This window comes from Pseudonocardia lutea (assembly GCF_042658055.1).
GTDB classification, from domain to species: Bacteria; Actinomycetota; Actinomycetes; order Mycobacteriales; family Pseudonocardiaceae; genus Pseudonocardia; species Pseudonocardia lutea.
In genome coordinates this window covers 310,914-327,240 of sequence record NZ_JBHSQK010000007.1, presented here as the reverse complement: position 1 = coordinate 327,240, position 16,327 = coordinate 310,914, and the positions used below count along the sequence as shown (strand labels likewise).

General features: G+C 70.1%; 16 protein-coding genes and 2 pseudogenes. 17 read left to right on the top strand and 1 reads right to left on the bottom strand.

The features are described 5' to 3' along the window. Positions 1–7: 7 nt before the first annotated feature. The 12 genes and pseudogenes from ACFQH9_RS04585 to ACFQH9_RS32245 all read left to right on the top strand — a co-directional run. Entirely contained in the window at positions 8–580 is a 573-nt protein-coding gene (locus tag ACFQH9_RS04585) for a cupin domain-containing protein (protein WP_379564500.1), read from the top strand. A gap of 6 nt (positions 581–586) precedes the next feature. Next, positions 587–1,396: an SDR family NAD(P)-dependent oxidoreductase gene (locus ACFQH9_RS04580; protein WP_379564498.1), complete on the top strand. Its 810-nt coding sequence runs from the start codon at positions 587–589 to the stop codon at positions 1,394–1,396. 43 nt (positions 1,397–1,439) lie between these two features. Then, positions 1,440–2,111: a GDSL-type esterase/lipase family protein gene (locus ACFQH9_RS04575; protein ID WP_379564496.1), complete on the top strand. Its 672-nt coding sequence runs from the start codon at positions 1,440–1,442 to the stop codon at positions 2,109–2,111. Next, complete coding sequence (locus ACFQH9_RS04570) at positions 2,108–3,100, top strand: NHL repeat-containing protein (protein ID WP_379564494.1); 993 nt, start codon at positions 2,108–2,110, stop codon at positions 3,098–3,100. The genes ACFQH9_RS04575 and ACFQH9_RS04570 overlap by 4 nt, the downstream gene beginning before the upstream one ends. Positions 3,101–3,243: 143 nt before the next feature. After that, positions 3,244–4,524, top strand: a complete 1,281-nt coding sequence (locus tag ACFQH9_RS04565; protein ID WP_379564492.1) for a cytochrome P450 — start codon at positions 3,244–3,246, stop codon at positions 4,522–4,524. A 30-nt stretch (positions 4,525–4,554) separates the two neighbouring features. Continuing rightward, positions 4,555–4,752 (top strand): ferredoxin, encoded by a 198-nt coding sequence (locus tag ACFQH9_RS04560; RefSeq protein WP_379564490.1) that lies wholly within the window; start codon positions 4,555–4,557, stop codon positions 4,750–4,752. A 69-nt stretch (positions 4,753–4,821) separates the two neighbouring features. Then, positions 4,822–5,604 carry an alpha/beta fold hydrolase gene (locus ACFQH9_RS04555; protein ID WP_379564489.1) on the top strand — a complete coding sequence of 261 codons (783 nt, stop codon included), beginning with the start codon at positions 4,822–4,824 and terminating at the stop codon, positions 5,602–5,604. Between the two features lie 58 nt (positions 5,605–5,662). Beyond that, positions 5,663–6,895: an NAD(P)/FAD-dependent oxidoreductase gene (locus ACFQH9_RS04550; RefSeq protein ID WP_379564487.1), complete on the top strand. Its 1,233-nt coding sequence runs from the start codon at positions 5,663–5,665 to the stop codon at positions 6,893–6,895. Positions 6,896–6,992: 97 nt separating this feature from the next. Next, complete coding sequence (locus ACFQH9_RS04545) at positions 6,993–8,198, top strand: CaiB/BaiF CoA transferase family protein (RefSeq protein WP_379564485.1); 1,206 nt, start codon at positions 6,993–6,995, stop codon at positions 8,196–8,198. A 25-nt stretch (positions 8,199–8,223) separates the two neighbouring features. Beyond that, positions 8,224–8,520: pseudogene (locus ACFQH9_RS04540) on the top strand (iron-containing alcohol dehydrogenase); the annotation flags it as partial. Positions 8,521–8,561: 41 nt separating this feature from the next. Next, positions 8,562–8,801: a dehydroquinate synthase/iron-containing alcohol dehydrogenase family protein gene (locus ACFQH9_RS04535; RefSeq protein WP_379564558.1), complete on the top strand. Its 240-nt coding sequence runs from the start codon at positions 8,562–8,564 to the stop codon at positions 8,799–8,801. Positions 8,802–8,821: 20 nt separating this feature from the next. Next, positions 8,822–9,055: pseudogene (locus ACFQH9_RS32245) on the top strand (hypothetical protein); the annotation flags it as partial. A gap of 355 nt (positions 9,056–9,410) precedes the next feature. Here the strand turns inward: ACFQH9_RS32245 and ACFQH9_RS04525 are convergent. Further along, positions 9,411–10,337: an amidohydrolase family protein gene (locus tag ACFQH9_RS04525; protein WP_379564483.1), complete on the bottom strand. Its 927-nt coding sequence runs from the start codon at positions 10,335–10,337 to the stop codon at positions 9,411–9,413. Between the two features lie 121 nt (positions 10,338–10,458). Between ACFQH9_RS04525 and ACFQH9_RS04520 the strand changes: the two genes are divergently transcribed. The 5 genes from ACFQH9_RS04520 (at position 10,459) to fdhA (ending at position 16,308) form a co-directional block, all read left to right on the top strand. Continuing rightward, positions 10,459–11,394 carry a LysR family transcriptional regulator gene (locus ACFQH9_RS04520; RefSeq protein ID WP_379564481.1) on the top strand — a complete coding sequence of 312 codons (936 nt, stop codon included), beginning with the start codon at positions 10,459–10,461 and terminating at the stop codon, positions 11,392–11,394. 101 nt (positions 11,395–11,495) lie between these two features. Further along, a complete protein-coding gene (locus ACFQH9_RS04515) occupies positions 11,496–12,986 on the top strand; it encodes an aldehyde dehydrogenase family protein (protein WP_379564479.1) in 1,491 nt (496 codons plus the stop codon). Positions 12,987–13,145: 159 nt separating this feature from the next. Next, complete coding sequence (locus ACFQH9_RS04510) at positions 13,146–14,639, top strand: CoA-acylating methylmalonate-semialdehyde dehydrogenase (RefSeq protein WP_379564477.1); 1,494 nt, start codon at positions 13,146–13,148, stop codon at positions 14,637–14,639. Further along, positions 14,636–15,049 carry a carboxymuconolactone decarboxylase family protein gene (locus tag ACFQH9_RS04505; RefSeq protein WP_379564475.1) on the top strand — a complete coding sequence of 138 codons (414 nt, stop codon included), beginning with the start codon at positions 14,636–14,638 and terminating at the stop codon, positions 15,047–15,049. The genes ACFQH9_RS04510 and ACFQH9_RS04505 overlap by 4 nt, the downstream gene beginning before the upstream one ends. A 38-nt stretch (positions 15,050–15,087) precedes the next feature. After that, the gene (fdhA, locus tag ACFQH9_RS04500) at positions 15,088–16,308 is read left to right on the top strand and encodes a formaldehyde dehydrogenase, glutathione-independent (RefSeq protein ID WP_379564554.1); all 1,221 of its coding nucleotides are present in this window, start codon (positions 15,088–15,090) and stop codon (positions 16,306–16,308) included. The last annotated feature ends 19 nt before the right edge of the window (positions 16,309–16,327 follow it).

The following is a 16,327-nucleotide window of genomic DNA, read 5'->3' as shown; positions in this document are numbered from 1 at the left end:
CGCACCAGTGAGCAGCACCCCGACCGAAGGCCGCGGCCTCAAGCCGGTTCGGCGCATCGTCACCGGTCTCGACGCCGAGGGCCGGTCGACCGTGGCGAGCGACGAGATTTGCCCGTTCACCACCCACTTCCCCGGCATCCCGGACTACGGCGCCACGGACATCTGGCGCACGCAGGTCCCGGGTGACAACTCGGACCCGGCCGAGCCGTGCTACACCCCCTTCCCGGTCGAGCCCGCAGCGGGCGGGCTGGTCTTCCGGATCTCGCAGTTCCCGCCGGACCACCTGTTCGTCGACGACTTCGATCGGGAGAAGGCGTGGGGTTCCATGCCGGGCACCGGGCACGTCGCGCAGGGCGAGACGTTCGGCAACGGGACGATGCACGTCACCACCACCGTGGACTGCGCGGTCATCATCTCCGGGGAGATCTACGCGCAGCTCGAGACCGGTGAGGTCAAGCTGAGCGCGGGGGACACGCTCGTCCAGCGGGGGACCGTGCACGGATGGAGCAACCGCAGCTCGGAGAACTGCATCATCGCGTTCGTCCTCATCGACTCCGGGCTCGCCGCCCGTCAGGGCTGAGTCGCGATGACGACGACGAGTGTCCCCGTCCTGCCCGTGAGCTTCGAGGGCAAGGTCGTGCTCGTGACGGGCGCCTCCCGCGGCATCGGCCGTGTGCTGGCCACGAGCTTCGCGGCGGCGGGTGCGACGACGGTGTTCGCGGCCCGCCGCGAGCCCGAGCTCCGCATCCTGGAAAAGGAGATCGCGGACGCGGGGCACGACGGCCGCGGCCTGGTCGCGGATCTCGGGCGTGCGGGTGACGTCGAGATGATGCTCGAGACCGTGCATCGGGACTACGGGGGGGTCGACGTCCTGGTCAACAATGTCGGCATCGCTGGGCCCATCGCGCCGATCGAGGAGACCTCGCTCGACGGCTGGGAGGAGACCCTGGCCGTCAATCTGACGAGCGTCTTCCTCGCGATCCGGGGCGTCGTGCCGTCCATGAAGAGCCGGGGCGGGGGGGCGATCGTCAACATCGGCTCCATCAACGGCAAGACTCCGTACGCCCAGCGCTCCTCGTACGCGTCCAGCAAGATGGGCATGATCGGGCTGACCCGCACCCTGGCGCTGGAGCTCGGGCCTAGTGGCATCCGGGTGAACTGCGTCCTGCCGGCGAACGTCGCCGGTGAGCGGGTCGACGAGATCATCGCGGCGCAGGCGAGCGCGCAGGGCGTCCCGGTCGAGAAGGTGCGGGAGCAGGTTCTCGCTCTTTCGCCGCTGCGCACCCAAGTCGCTCCGGAGAGCATCGTGAACACGACGCTGTTCCTCGCGTCCGACTACGCCCAGCACATGACCGGGCAGGACATCAACGTCACGGCCGGCATGCTCATGTCCTGAGCGGTCGAGCGAAGAGCCGCGGCCGAGGGGAGGGTAGGGGTTCGTGGGTGACCGTGATGTCCGGGTCTGCGTCTTCGGCGACTCGTTCGCTGTGGGCGTCGGCGATCCGGCCGGCCTCGGTTGGCTGGGGCGCGTCGCACGGCGAAAGCCGGACGACGTCGCGCTCACCACCTACAACCTGGGGGTGCGCGGGGACACGTCGGCCCACGTGGTGGCGCGCTTCGAGGCCGAGCTGGCTCTGCGCCTACGCGTCGGCGCCGAGAACAAGGTGCTCGTGTCGTTCGGGGTCAACGACACCATGCTGGACGACGGTGCACCACGACGGAGCACGGAGGAGTCGTGCGCCGGCCTCGGGGCCCTGATCGACGCCACGGCGCGGCGTGCGCTGCCGCTGCTGGTCGTCGGGCCGACGCCGGTGGCCGACGACGACCACAACGCCCGGACAGCGACGGTGAGCGCCGCCTTCGCCGAGCTCTGCGACCGGCGCGCGATCCCGTATGTCGAGGTCTGCGCGCCGCTGCGCGACTCGGTGGCGTGGACGAGCGAGATCCTGCGGGGTGACGGGGCGCACCCGGCGGAGGCCGGCTACCAGGAGATGGCGGACCTGGTGCTCCCGGCGTGGACCCGCCTGCTCGCGGCACCGACGCCTGATCGCCGGGAAACTGAACTGTGGAACGACATGTCCGAACGGGCCACGATGGGCAGGGGACGATGACGACGGAACCACACCTGCACGCGGGTGAGGACACCTACACCTGGAAGGAAGGGTGGGCCACGCCCCCCGACGGGCCCCTCGGTGATCTGGGATGGGCGCACCATGCGCTCGTCGTCACCGGTGACGGCCGGGTGGTCGGTGCGCAGTCCGGGGGTTCGGTGGTGTGCTTCTACTCCGAGGACGGCCGGCTGCTCAGCTCGTGGGAGTCGGGGCTCACCGAGATCCACGGGATGATGCTCGACGGCAACGACCACCTGTGGATCGCGGACCCGGCACTCAAGGCGGTGCCGGACGGCGCGGGTGGGTACCTCGCCGACACCCCGGGCGCGCACGGTCTCGTCGCGTGCTTCGACCTGGACGGCAGACGGCTGCGCGAGCTGCCGCTTCCTGACCATCCGGCGTATGCGGACAACCGTTACCAGCCGACCGCGGTCGTGGTCGCCGACGACGGGGCGATCTGGGTCGCGGACGGCTACGGGCAGAGCCTCGTGCACCGGTACTCGCCGGAGGGCACCCTCACCCTCACGCTGACGGGCGAGGAGGGTGCCGGGCGGTTCGACTGCCCGCACGGGCTCTTCGTCGACCACCGCACGGACGTGCCGCGGCTGTACATCGCCGACCGGACGAACGCCCGGATCCAGATCTTCGACCTGGAGGGCAAGTTCCTCCGGTCCCTGACGGACGGCCTCAACTCGCCCAGCGCGATGGTCACGTACCACTCCCAGCTCGTGGTGGCGGAGTTGCAGGCGAGGCTGGCGATCTTCGACATCGACGACCGCCTGGTCGGGCACCTCGGTGAGGACGAGACGGCCGCGAGCCGGCCGGGCTGGCCCAATGCCATCGCGGAGGACGGATCCGTGGTGCGTCCGCCGGGGCTGCGGCCGGGGGAGTTCAACAGCCCCCACGGGCTGGCGGTGAATTCCCGGGGCGATCTGCTCGTGGCGGAGTGGCTGGTCGGGGGACGTATGGTGCGCCTCGACAGGTCCTGACACCACCCTTACCGGACAGGGTTTGTGTTGACAATCACATCACGTGTATGCACGATTGGATGCGTGAGACCCTGATTGTCGCCTGGTAGTCCAGTTGCAACGGCCGTTCAATGAGGAGTAGAGCGTTGACGACGATGGATGTGATGAAGTTTTCGAGCGGTACGGCCGACCGGCCGTACGACCCGGTCGACATCTCGTCCCCCGCGTTCTGGTCGGCCACGATGGACGAGCGTGAGGCTGCGTTCGCCGAGCTGCGCACGCGCGGAACGCTGACATGGCACCGCGCGCTCCAAGAGCAGGTGCACGAGGTGCCGGGCGACTACGGGTTCTGGGCAGCCACCACCTACGACGACGTCGTGGAGATCACGAAGCGCCCCGACGACTTCATCTCCGGGGCCGGAATCCTCTTCGAGAACCTGACCCCGGAGATCCTGGAGATCTCCACCTCCATCATCCAGATGGACCCGCCGCGGCACACGAAGATGCGGCGGCTCGTCTCCGCGGCCTTCACTCCCAAGCAGATCCAGCGCATCAACGGTCGCATCGAAGCCAACGCCAAGGCGGTCGTGGACAATCTTCTCGCCAAGATCGAGGAAGGCGGCGGGACCGCCGACTTCGTGGCCGAGTGCGCCCAGCTCCTTCCGATGCACAACATCAACGACATGATGGGTGTGCCGGCCGACCTCCGCTTGGCGATCACCGAAGAGCTGAACGTCGCCAATGGGTGGAGCGACTCGGAGCTGGCCGGGATGACCAAGGAGCAGGTGGTCGAGCGGATCTACCAGTCCGTCAAGAACGTCAACGACATTGCGATCGAGCTTGCCGCGCAGCGGCGGGACAACCCGCAGGACGATCTGATCACCGCACTGGCCCAGGCGGAGGTCGACGGCGAGAGGCTGACGGACAAGGAGATCGGGGGCTTCTTCCTGCTGATGCTCAGCGCGGGCAACGACACGACCCGCCAGTCCACGAGCCACGGGCTGCGCGCCCTGACCACGCACCCGGACCAGCGGGAGTGGTTGCTCGCCGACCTCAAGGGACGCATCGGCACGGCGATCGAGGAGTTCGTGCGCTGGGCCACGCCGATCATGACCTTCCGCCGCACCGCGGCGCGTGACATCGACTTCAAGGGCGCCAAGATCGGCCAGGGCGACAAGGTCGTCATGTTCTACAGCTCGGCGAACCGCGACGAGTCCCGGATAGAGCGCCCGCACGAGTTCGACCTGTCCCGGACGCGCAACCCGCACATCAGCTTCGGCGGCGGGGGGATCCACCACTGCCTCGGCAACCAGCTGGCCCGCTTCCAGCTGCGCGCCCTGTTCACCGAGCTGATGACCCGTGCTCCGCAGCTCAAGGCCGGCGACCCCGAGTACCAGCCGGGCACGTTCTTCCACGTCGTGAAGTCGATGCCGGTCTCGCTCTGAGACTCCGTCACCAAGGAGGAAGGGATCGCCATGCGGATCCTGCTCGACGAAGGCAAGTGCTGTGGCCTGGGCATGTGCGAGGCCGAAGCCCCGGATCTGTTCGAGGTGCAGGACGACGGTTCCCTGGTCGTCCTGAACCCCGAGCCGCGGCCGGATCAGCTCGACGAGGCTCGCGCCGCCTGTTCAGCCTGCCCGGCCGGCGCCTTGACCCTGGTCGAGGCCTGCTGACGGCGTCGTGACGCGGGGGCGCCATCGGTGCCCCCGCCGGCCGAGCGACTATTTGGACATGGAATCTCTATGCACTCCGTCACGACCGGCCCGGTAGCCGGCCACGGAACGTTGCTCCTCCATGGCGCCGGAGGTGCCCCGGAGGCGAACTTCCCGTTCCAGGCCGAGTTGCCGGGGAGGGTGGTCGCGCCGTACTACCCCGGCACCGGGCCGGCTCCGGTGGCGTCGCACGTCGACGTCGACAGCCTGGTCGCGCTCGGACTGGAGGCGGCCGACGACGCCGGACTCGAGTCCATTGACGTGGTCGGCTACTCGCTCGGCGCGGCCGTCGCGGTGCGGCTGGCCGCGCAACGGCCCGATCGCGTGCGGCGCCTGGTTCTCGCGACCGGCTTCGCGCACGCGAGCCCGTCGTTGCGGATGGCCTGCGGGACATGGCTCGCCCTGCTGGAGCGGGCCGGCGACCCGGAACAGGCGCGGGCGGTCGGCCGGTTCCTCGCCTGGGTATCCTCGAGCGAGCAGCACTGGTCCGGAGCCGGCGCCGACGGCGAGGGCGTCCTGGACCCCGACGAGGTCGCGGCCCTGATCGGCGCGAACATCCCGCCCGGGACGGCAGCGCTCGTGGACCTGATCCGCACCCTGGACGTCCGCCCCGATCTCGAGCGGGTGCACGCCTCGACCCTGGTCGTGGTGCCGACCGAGGACCGGCTCGTGCACCCGGCCCACGCGGAGGAGCTCGCGACCGGCATCGCCGGGGCGCAGAAGCTGGACGTCCACGCAGGGCACAACCTCGGCTGGGAGACACCAGAGGAGTTCCGGAAGGCCATCGTCAAGCACCTGGCCGACGCGGCATGAGAGGGCGTCACACGCAGCTCGTGCTCGGTCGACCGTTTCGGAAGGAAATGTCGTGGTCGTGAACGACCTCGTTGTGGTGGGTGGGTCGCTCGCCGGGCTGCGAGCCGTCGAAGGAGCCCGCAAGGCGGGGTTCGACGGCAGGATCGTGCTCGTCGGCGCCGAGCCGCACCTGCCGTACGACCGGCCGCCCCTGTCCAAGCAGTTCCTGGACGGGCCGGCCGACCCGACCGACGAGGTCACCCCCGGGTTCCACGGCGAGGACTACTTCGTCGAAGAGCTGGGGGTGACGCTGAAGCTGGGTGAGGCGGCAACGGGCCTCGACCTGGCGGAGAAGCGCGTCGTCGTCGGTCAGGACGCCGTTCCGTACGGCGCCCTGGTGATCGCGACGGGCGTCTCGGCCCGTCGCCTGCCCGTGGGCAACGAGCTGGCCGGTGTCCACGTGTTGCGGACGCTCGATGATGCCCGGTCCGTGAGGAAGGCCCTGGACGCCGGGCCGCGGGTCGTGGTCATCGGCGCCGGGTTCATCGGGTCGGAGGTCGCCGCGTCGGCCCGCAAGCGGGGACTGTCCGTGACGGTCGTCGAGGCGCTCCCGACCCCGTTGGTGCGGTCGATCGGTCCCGAGCTCGGGCTCGCGATCGCGCAGCTGCACACGAAGAACGGCACCGATCTCCGGCTCGGCTCGGGAGTCGACCGGTTGCTCGGCGACACGCGGGTCACCGGTGTGCGTCTGACGGACGGCTCCGAGCTCCCCGCGGACCTGGTCGTCGTCGGCGTCGGGGCCGACCCGGCGACGGCCTGGCTCGAGGGCTCCGGCCTGCGCCTGGACAACGGCTTGGTCTGCGACGAGTACCTGCGGGCCGCCCCGGGCGTTTATGCGGCCGGGGACGTCGCGAGGTGGCACAACCCTCTCTTCGACCGGTTGCAGCGCCTCGAGCACTGGACGAGCGCGGCCGGCCACGGTGAGGCAGCCGGTCGCAACGCCGTCGACCCGGAGAATGCGCGGCCGTACTCGACGGTTCCGTACTTCTGGTCCGACTGGTACGACAGCAAGATCCAGTTCGTCGGGATCCCGGGAGCGGACGAGGCCCGCGTGGTCGACGGTGACGCCGCCGTCGACCGGCGGTGGATCGCGCTCTACCGCGAGGGGGACCGGCTCGTCGGGGCGCTCGCGGTCAACGGCCAGTCGGACATCATGAAGTACCGCAAGCTGATCAACGAGCGCGCGAGCTGGCAGGACGGTCTGGAGCTGGCGGAGAAGCGTCGGGAGATGCTCGCGGCCAAGAGCCGCTGATCGTCCGCCGCCCACCGGGCCGCGTCACGTCTTCTGTCGAGCGTCGCAGCAGCAGCATCCTCGACAAAGGTGCATCCTCTTCTGTATACGATTGTGTATGGAGTGCGTCGTCAGTAGGGAAGGACCGAGCGATATGGCAGCCGGACCGCTCAGTGGAGTCCGAGTCCTCGACCTCACGCGGGTCGTCATGGGACCGCTGAGCACGCAGATACTGGCCGATCAGGGTGCGGACGTCATTCTCGTGGAGGCCCCGGGCGGCGACACGTGCCGTGTCATGGGGCCGGGACCTCATACCGAGCTCTCCGGGATCTCCCTCAACCTGCTGCGCAACAAGCGATCGATCGACCTCGATCTCAAGTCGGCCGAAGGGCTGGAACTCGTTTACCGGCTGGTGAAGACCTGCGACGTCGTGGTGACCTCCATGCGCCCTCAGGTCCTCACCAGGCTCAAGATCGACTATGCCAGTCTGGCGGCGCTCAAGCCCGACATCGTCTACTGCCAGGCACAGGGCTTCCCGCTGGCCAGCTCTCGCGCGACCGAGCCGGCCTACGACGACATCATCCAGGCGGCGAGCGGCGTCTCCGACTTGATGGAACGGATTTGGGGTGAGCCGGCACTCCTGCCCACCATCTTCGCCGACAAGGTGTGCGGTCTCGTCATCGCCCAGGCGGTCACCGCGGGTCTCGTGCAACTGGCCCGCACCGGCGAAGGCCAGCACATCGAGGTCGCCATGCAGGAGGCGACGTCGGCCTTCATGCTGACCGAGCACGGGTCGGGGGCGATCAGTGAACCCCCGGTCAGCCACGACGGGATCCCCGCAGCGGGCTATCCGAGGGTGTTGTCTCCGGAGCGCCGGCCGCACAGGACGAAGGACGGGCAGATCCACCTCTTCCCGTACCTGCCCAAGCACTACGAGGCGGTCTTCCTCGAGGCCGGGATCTACGACCCGGACGACAACCGTTACGTCGATCAGCGGGCCGCGATCCAGAACTCCGACTCGTTGTACCGGGACATCCGGAAGATCGCGCCGCTCAGGACCACGGACGAGTGGTTGACCTACTGCGCGGAGGTCGGCATCCCGGCGACCAGGGTGCTCACCCTCCAGGACCTCGTCGACGAGCTGCCGGTCAGCGTGCACCCCGTGACGGGCACCTACCGGGTCATTCCGACGATGGCGCGGTTCGCCGGCGGGACCGGTGCGGCGGAGCCGCGCCCGGCACCGTTGATCGGGCAGGACACGCAGGACGTCATCGACGAGCTGAACGCGATCGAAGCCGCGTCCGCCCAACCGGCGCCCCTGTGAGCTCGGCGGACGAGTCCGGACGACTGTGACTTTCCGCCACGCCACTCCCGCCTTCCGCACGTTCTGGGGGGAGAACGCCCTCGAGTCGTTGCCCCGGGAGCTGGCACGGGTGTTGGCGGACCGCGCCGTCGTCGTGTGCGGCCCGGCGGTGGCCGCCCACACGCAGGCGATGGGTCCGCTGCACGCCGCGCTCGGCGAGCGCCTGGTGGGGCAGTTCGAGGGGGTCGTGCGGCACAGCCCGATCCCGTCGGTGGTCGCCGCCAGGAACTTCCTGGCCGCGCACGGTGCGGCCGCGGTCATCGCGGTCGGCGGCGGCTCGGCGATCGTCACCGCCGGGCGGCGACGATCCTGCTGGGCGAGGGCGTGGACGTTCGGGAGCTCTGCACCCGCCGCATCGACGGGAAGCTGGTGTGCCCCCGGCTCTCGGCCGCGAGGCTGCCGCAGTGGGTGGTGCCGAGCTCACCTTCCTCGGCCTACGCCAAGGCGGGTGCCGCGGTCCGGGATCCGGAGACGGAGGAGCGGCTCGCCCTGTTCGACCCGAAGGCCCGCGCGCAGGGGGTGGTCCTCGACCCGGTGATGGCACTCACCGCGCCGCCCGGCTGAGCCGGTCGGCCACGCTGAACGTGTTCTCGAAGGCGGTGGAAGGCCTGCAGTCGCGCAGTGTCGACCCGCTGGCCGACGCGCTGCTCGCGCACGCGCTGCGAACGGTGGTGGCGTGGCTGCCGCGGATGGGGGAGGACCCCGACGACGCGGCGCCCCGGCTGCAGCTGATGCTGTCCGCGGTCATGAGCGGGCAGGGCACGGACTTCACCGGTGGCGGCCTGGCCCAGGCCCTGTCCCACGCCGTCGGCCCCCGCTCGTCGGCCCCGAACGGCGTGGTCGAGGGCCCTGTTGCTGCCGAACGCCACACGGTTCAACGCCGAGGTGGTCTCGGAGCGCGTCGAGGCGATCGCGGACTATCTCGGGCCGGCCGATCGCCGTGCCGACGGGGTCGTCGCGGAGATCGAGCGGTTGCTCGGCGTCTTCGAGGTGCCCGCCGGCTGCGGGAGATCGGCGTCGCGGACGAGTCCCTCCCCGAGGTCGTCAGGCACGCCATGGACGACTGGGCCATCACGGCGGGCCCCGCCCGCCCGATGCGGACGAGGTGCGCGACCTGCTGCTCCGCGCCTGGTGAGTGCGTCCCGGCCGACCGGCCGACCGGGACCGGGAGGATCACGTCAGCCCGGCACGCACGGCGTTGCCGCCGAGGATCGCCTGCTGCTCGTCGGCCGTCAGCTCGCTCTTCCGGATGTCCTCGACGGCTCTGGCGAGCCGGCCTCGTTGCGGGTAGTCGGAGCCGAGCACGATCCGGTCCGCCGTCACTGTGTCCACCGCGCACCGGAGCGCGGGGGGATGGAACGAGCAGTTGTCGAGCAGGCAGCGCTCCCGCAGGTAGTAGGAGGAGTCCTCGAGCGCCCGCCCCTTCCCGCTGAGGTCGCTCATCCGCTGGGCGAGATAGGGGAGCACCCCGCCGAGATGCGGGATGACGAGGGTCAGCGTCGGCACCCGGTCCAGCAGTCCGGAGAGCATCATCCGGGCCGCGATCGTCGACGTTTCCAGCATCATCCCCAGGCTCCCGCCCAGCGTGAAGTCGTCGAGGACGGGATGGTGGGAGAGATCGCCGAGCTGGGGGTGCAACTGCAGCGGGAGGCCGGCGGAGGCGATGGCGTCGCACACCGACTCCTGCTCGTCCAGCGTCGGACCGCTGGTGTTGGCGAAGGCCATCACCCCGCGGACCAGGGGGTGGTCGTGCACCCGGTCGAGCTCGGCGATGCTCGCCGCGGGATCGGGGTCCCCCAGGGGCAGGCAGACGAAGGCCCGGAACCGATCGGGGCGCTGGGTCGCGCCGGCGAGCAGCTCGTCGTTCGACCGGCTGATGAGCTCCCGGTAGCGGGGGAGGTCGTCGCCCGGGTCCAGCAGCGGCCCAGGCGGCGGCATCGAGAGCACGGCGATGTCGACGCCGGCGAGGTCGAGCTCGCGGACGCGGTCGTCGAGCGTGGCGACCGTGCCACCCAGATACCCCTGGATCTCGGGTCGCTCCGCGATCGCGGCGGCGAGCATCGTCGGCGGGGCGAAGTGATGGTGAGTGTCGACGATCATGTCTGCCTTCCTGTTGCCGACGCCGAGGGTGCCCGAGCGCGCCGCCGCGGGGTACGGAGAATCCCGGAGGTAGGCTATAGACGCGGTCTATGGTCGGACTCGCCGCTCGGGAGGGATGGACGTGACGGACGCTGGGCCGCTGCGCAACCTCAATCTCAACCTCATGGCCCACCTGGAGGCGTTGCTGGCGTTCCGCAGCGTCTCGAGGGCCGCGGACCACCTCGGACTCAGCCAGCCGACTGTGTCCGCCGCCCTTCGGCGGCTCCGTCGCCACTTCGGGGACGAGCTCATCGTCCGGGACGGGTCACGGCCCGGGCTCACGCCGCTGGCGACGGAGCTGCTCCCGCTGGCGACGGCCGCGCTGGGAGCTGCCGAGCGGCTCTTCACGAGTACGACGGTCTTCGATCCCCGAACGTCCACCCGTGAGTTCAGGCTGGTCGCGGGCGACTACTGGATCGCCACCGTGGGCGCTGCGCTGGCGGCATCCGTCGCCTCGTCCGGCTCGCCCGTGCGGGTCCGGTTCGGTCGTTTCGCCGTCGGCCAGGCCGAGACGCTCGACGCGCTCCGGACCGTCGACGGCGTGCTCGCACCGCACGGCGACTTCCGGGAAGTGCCGCACGTGGACCTCTGCACAGCGGAGTGGGTCTGTCTCGTGGACTCGGGCAACACGCGCGTGGAAAAGGAGCTCACCCGCGACGATCTCGCCGCCCTGCCCTGGGTCGCCGTCGCGGGTCACTCCGGGCCGAACGCGCCGCTGTGGGAACCGCTCGCGCTGCGCCGGCTCCGGCAGGCCGGGATCGAGCCCCACATCGCGGTCGTCGTCGACTCCTACCTCGTCGTGCCGCGGTTCGTGGAGGGCACGGACCGGATCGCCATCGTGCACAGGGGCATGCTCGACCGTTCCGGTGAGAGCGGCCGGCTGCGGGTCCTGCGGTGTCCGGTCGACCTGGATCCGCTGCTGCTCGCGCTGTGGTGGCATCCGCAGTTCGGCGAGGACGCCGGGCACCGCTGGCTGCGGAAAGAGCTCACCTCCGTCGCGGGCGGACTGTCGGTGTAGGTCACGCCGGTATAGATCACGCCTAAGCCGGCCATCGGTCGTTGGCGGTTCCTGCGCGGCGGGGACTGGGACACGCTGGGACCGACAACGAAGGAGGCGATATGACCGCGACCACGACCCAGCAGCAGCGGATCCGCGTGCGCTGGTCGTCGATGAACGACGACGACGTCTTCGAGGTCCAGAACCCGGCGACCGGCGAGACGATCGCCGTCATCCAGGGCTCGGGTCCCGACGAGGTCGACGCGGCCGTGCGGGCGGCGCACGCCGGCCACCTGGTGTGGAAGGAACGCCCGCCGCTGGAGCGCGCCCGCTACATGCACCGCATCGCCCAGGTGCTCCGCGAGCACGCCGACGAGATCGCGGCGCTCGAGACGAGCGACAACGGCAAGCCGACCACCCAGGCGCGCAGCTTCGACTGCGAGGCCGCGGTGGGGCTCTTCGAGATGTACGCCGGGATGATGGCGGCTCACCCGAGCCACGCGACCAACAACGGGCCGCTGCTCGACATCACCACGCTGGAGCCCTACGGCGTCATCGGGGCCATTGTGCCGTTCAACTGGCCGCCGAACCACACCGCCGGCAAGATCGCGCCCGCGCTCGCCACGGGCAACGCGGTCGTCCTCAAGCCGCCGGAGCAGGCCCCGCTGTCGGTGCTGCGGATCATCGAGCTCATCGAGGAGGTCCTGCCCGACGACGTCGTGCACGTCGTCCCGGGCCGGGGATCGGTCGGTGCCGCGGTGGCGAGCCACCCGCTGGTCAAGAAGATCTCCTTCACCGGCTCGCCCGACACGGCCAGGCTCGTGCTGAAGACCGCTGCGGAGAACCTCACCCCGGCCCTGCTCGAGCTGGGCGGCAAGAACCCGTTCATCGTCTTCGACGACGTCGACCTGGACGAGGTCGTCCCGTGGATCGTCGAGGCGGCGTTCTTCAACCAGGGCGAGGCCTGCACGGCCGCCTCGCGCATTCTGGTGCACTCGAGCATCTACGACGAGATCGCGCAGCGGCTGGGGGCCGCGGTCGCCCGCCTGCGCGTGGGCGACGGCGCCGACGCGGGCACCCACGTCGGGCCGATGGTCACCGAGGCCCAGCAGCAGCGCGTGCTGAACTACCTCGACATCGGCGTGGCCGAGGGTGCGGTCATCGCCGCGCAGGCCGACCTGCCGGACGACCCCCGCCTCGCGGGTGGCTACTACGTGCGGCCTACGCTCCTGACCGGGGTCACCCCGGACATGCGGGTGGCGCAGGAGGAGATCTTCGGGCCGGTCACGGCCATGATCCGGTTCGAGACCGAGGACGAGGCCGTCGAGATCGCCAACGGCACCGCGTTCGGGCTGGTGGCCAGCGTCTTTAGCCGCGACAACGGCCGCGCCATGCGGGTCAGCAACGCCATGCGCTGCGGGATCGTGTACGTGAACCACTACAACCGGAAGTCCGTCGGCGTCCCGTTCGGCGGCATCGGCGCGAGCGGCTACGGCCGGGAGCACGCCCTGGAGACCCTGGGCGAGTTCGGCTTCAGCAAGAGCCTGCGCATCCCGAACGGGCTCGGTGAGATCCCGTCCTGGCCGCCGTCCCACGAGGTCACCGGCGGCTGACGACCGCGCGGCTGGCGATCGGCCTTGCGTGGTTGTCTGCGACATCACAGGTATACTAGGGTGAATACATTCCGCCCGCGGAGAGGCCCGTCGGGCCTCTCCGCGAACCTGGTGTGGCTCCTAGCCCGCCGACTTCAGATCTCACCACGAGGAGCGGTCTTGTCGACCATCACGCACTGGATCGCGGGCGAAGCCGTTGTGGGGGAGTCCGAGCGACGCGCACCGGTCTTCGACCCCGCGACCGGACAGCAGCAGGCGGAGGTCCTGCTCGCCTCCGCCACGGACGTGGAGGCGGCCGTCGCGGCTGCCTCCCAGGCCTTCGAGTCCTGGTCCCAGACCTCGCTCAGCAGGCGATCGCGCATCCTGTTCTCGTTCCGTGAGCTCCTCTCGCAGAACGCCGACGAGCTGGCGGCGCTGATCACGAGCGAGCACGGCAAGGTGCTGAGCGACGCGCTCGGCGAGGTGCAGCGCGGCCAGGAGGTCATCGAGTTCGCCTGCGGTATCCCGGCGCTGCTGAAAGGGGAGTACTCCGACCAGGTCTCCACGAGTGTCGACGTGTTCTCCTACCGGGAGCCGCTCGGTGTCGTCGCGGGGATCACGCCCTTCAACTTCCCGGCGATGGTCCCGATGTGGATGTTCCCCGTCGCGATCGCCTGCGGAAACACGTTCGTCCTCAAGCCGAGCGAGCGCGATCCCTCCGCGTCGCTGCTGATCGCCGATCTGTGGAAGCGGGCCGGTCTGCCGGACGGTGTCTTCAACGTCGTGCAGGGCGACAAGGAGGCGGTCGACGCGATCCTCGACTCGCCGGACATCGCCGCGGTCTCGTTCGTCGGGTCGACCCCGATCGCGAAGTACATCCACGAGCGCGCGTCGGCGTCCGGGAAGCGCGTGCAGGCGCTCGGGGGAGCCAAGAACCACGCCGTGGTGCCGTCCGACGCCGACCCCGAGTTCGTCTCCGACCACCTGGCGGCGGCGGCGTTTGGCTCCGCCGGCGAGCGGTGCATGGCGATCTCCGCGGCCGTCCTGGTCGGGGACGCAGGCGACCGGGTGCTCGAGGCCGTGAGCCGCAAGGCCCGCGAGGTCCGGGTGGGCGCCGGGAGCGACACCGGCAGCGACATGGGCCCGGTGGTCACCAAGGCGGCCCAGCAGCGGATCCTCGGCCTCGTCGACCGCGGCGAGGAGCAGGGCGCCAAGGTGGTCGTCGACGGGCGGGGGCTCGGCGTCGACGGGTACCCGGAGGGGTTCTGGGTGGGGCCGACCGTCCTCGACGGCGTCACCACCGAGATGGACGTCTACCGCGAGGAGATCTTCGGGCCGGTGCTGTCGGTCGTCCGGGTGGAGTCCCTGGACGAGGCCATCGCGCTGGTGAACAGCAACCCGTACGGCAACGGGACGGCCATCTTCACCTCCAACGGCGCAGCCGCGCGCCGGTTCCAGCGCGGGGTGCACGTCGGGATGATCGGGGTGAACGTGCCCGTTCCGGTGCCCATGGCCTACTACTCGTTCGGTGGCTGGAAGGCGTCGCTGTTCGGGGACAAGCACGTCCACGGTCCCGAGGGCGTGAGCTTCTACACCCGCGCCAAGGTCGTCACCACGCGGTGGGAGAGCACCGGCACCGCGCAGGCGAGCTTCGCGTTCCCGACGAGCACGTGACGGCGACGGGGGAGGGGCCGGCCCGGCCGGTGGACGACGAGCTGCGGCAGCGGACGAAGGACACCGCGCAGGCGCTGTTCCACACGCTGCCCAGCGGCGTCGGTTTCGACACCTGGAAGCGCTTCGACCAGGACCTGGCGCGCGAGCTCAGCATGTTCTTCACCGGCAGGCTCTACAGCCGGAACGTGATCTCGCAGAAGGAGCGCGAGATGTGCGCGCTCGCCTCCCTGACGGTGCTCGATCGTCAGGAGGAGCTACGCGCCCACGTCCACGCGGCACTGAACGTGGGCGCGACGCGGCAGGAGGTGGCCGAGGTGATCTTCCAGCAGGTGACCTACGGCGGGATGCCCGTGGTCGTGAGGGCGCTCGAGGTGCTCCGGCGGGTGCTGGACGAGCGCGGTGAGTGGTAGGCCCGGCAGGCGAGGCTCGTGAACGTGGAGGAGTACACATGACCAGCAACAGAGCAGTTGTGTACCAGGGGCCCGGGGTGGTCGAGGTGGTCGACACCGCCTATCCGACCTTCGAGCTCAAGGACGGTCCCGGCGTCAACCCTGCTAACGTTGGGCGCAAGGTGCCGCACGGCGTCATCCTGAGGACGGTCACCACTAACATCTGCGGTTCCGACCAGCACATGGTGCGGGGTCGCACGACGGCGCCGGTCGGCCTGATCCTCGGTCACGAGATCACCGGCGAGGTGGTCGAGGTGGGTCCCGACGTCGAGGTCCTCCAGGTCGGTGACATCGTCTCGGTTCCGTTCAACATCGCCTGCGGACGCTGCCGCAACTGCAAGACCGGCAAGACCGGCATCTGCCTCAACGTCAACCCGGACCGTCCCGGCAGTGCCTACGGCTACGTCGACATGGGCGGTTGGGTCGGCGGGCAGGCCGAGTACGTGCTGGTTCCCTACGCGGACTGGAACGCCCTGAAGTTCCCGGACCGCGACCAGGCGCTGGAGAAGATCCTCGACCTGACGATGTTGTCGGACATCTTCCCCACCGGCTTCCACGGCGCGGTCACCGCCGGGGTCGGTGTCGGGTCCACCGTGTACGTTGCGGGCGCCGGCCCGGTCGGCCTGGCCGCCGCCGCGTCCGCGCAGCTGCTCGGCGCTGCGGTGGTCGTGGTGGGAGACCTCAACGAGGACCGTCTCAAGCAGGCCCGCAGCTTCGGGTGCGAGACGATCGATGTCGGGGCCGGATCGGTGCCCGAGCAGCTGGTGGCGCTGCTCGGCGTGCCCGAGGTGGACGCGGCGATCGACGCCGTCGGCTTCGAGGCGCGCAGCCAGGGGCATGGCGCCGACGCGGCCGAGGCTCCCGCCACGGTCCTCAACGCGCTGATGCAGGCCACGGCGGCCGGCGGTGCCATCGGCATCCCCGGGCTCTATGTCACCGACGACCCGGGTGCCGTCGACTTGGCGGCCAAGGTGGGCGCCCTCTCCCTCGGGCTCGGGACCGGTTGGGCGAAGTCGCTGTCGTTCACCACCGGGCAGTGCCCGGTCATGAAATACAATCGGCAGCTGATGATGGCCATCCTGCACGACCGGGTCCAGATCGCAAAGGCAGTGAACGCGACGCCGATCCCGCTGGAGGATGCGCCGCGGGGCTACTCGGAGTTCGACGCCGGCGCCGCCACCAAGTACGTGCTCAACCCCAACGGCTACCTGCCGCACTGACGGGCGTGACGACACCGGG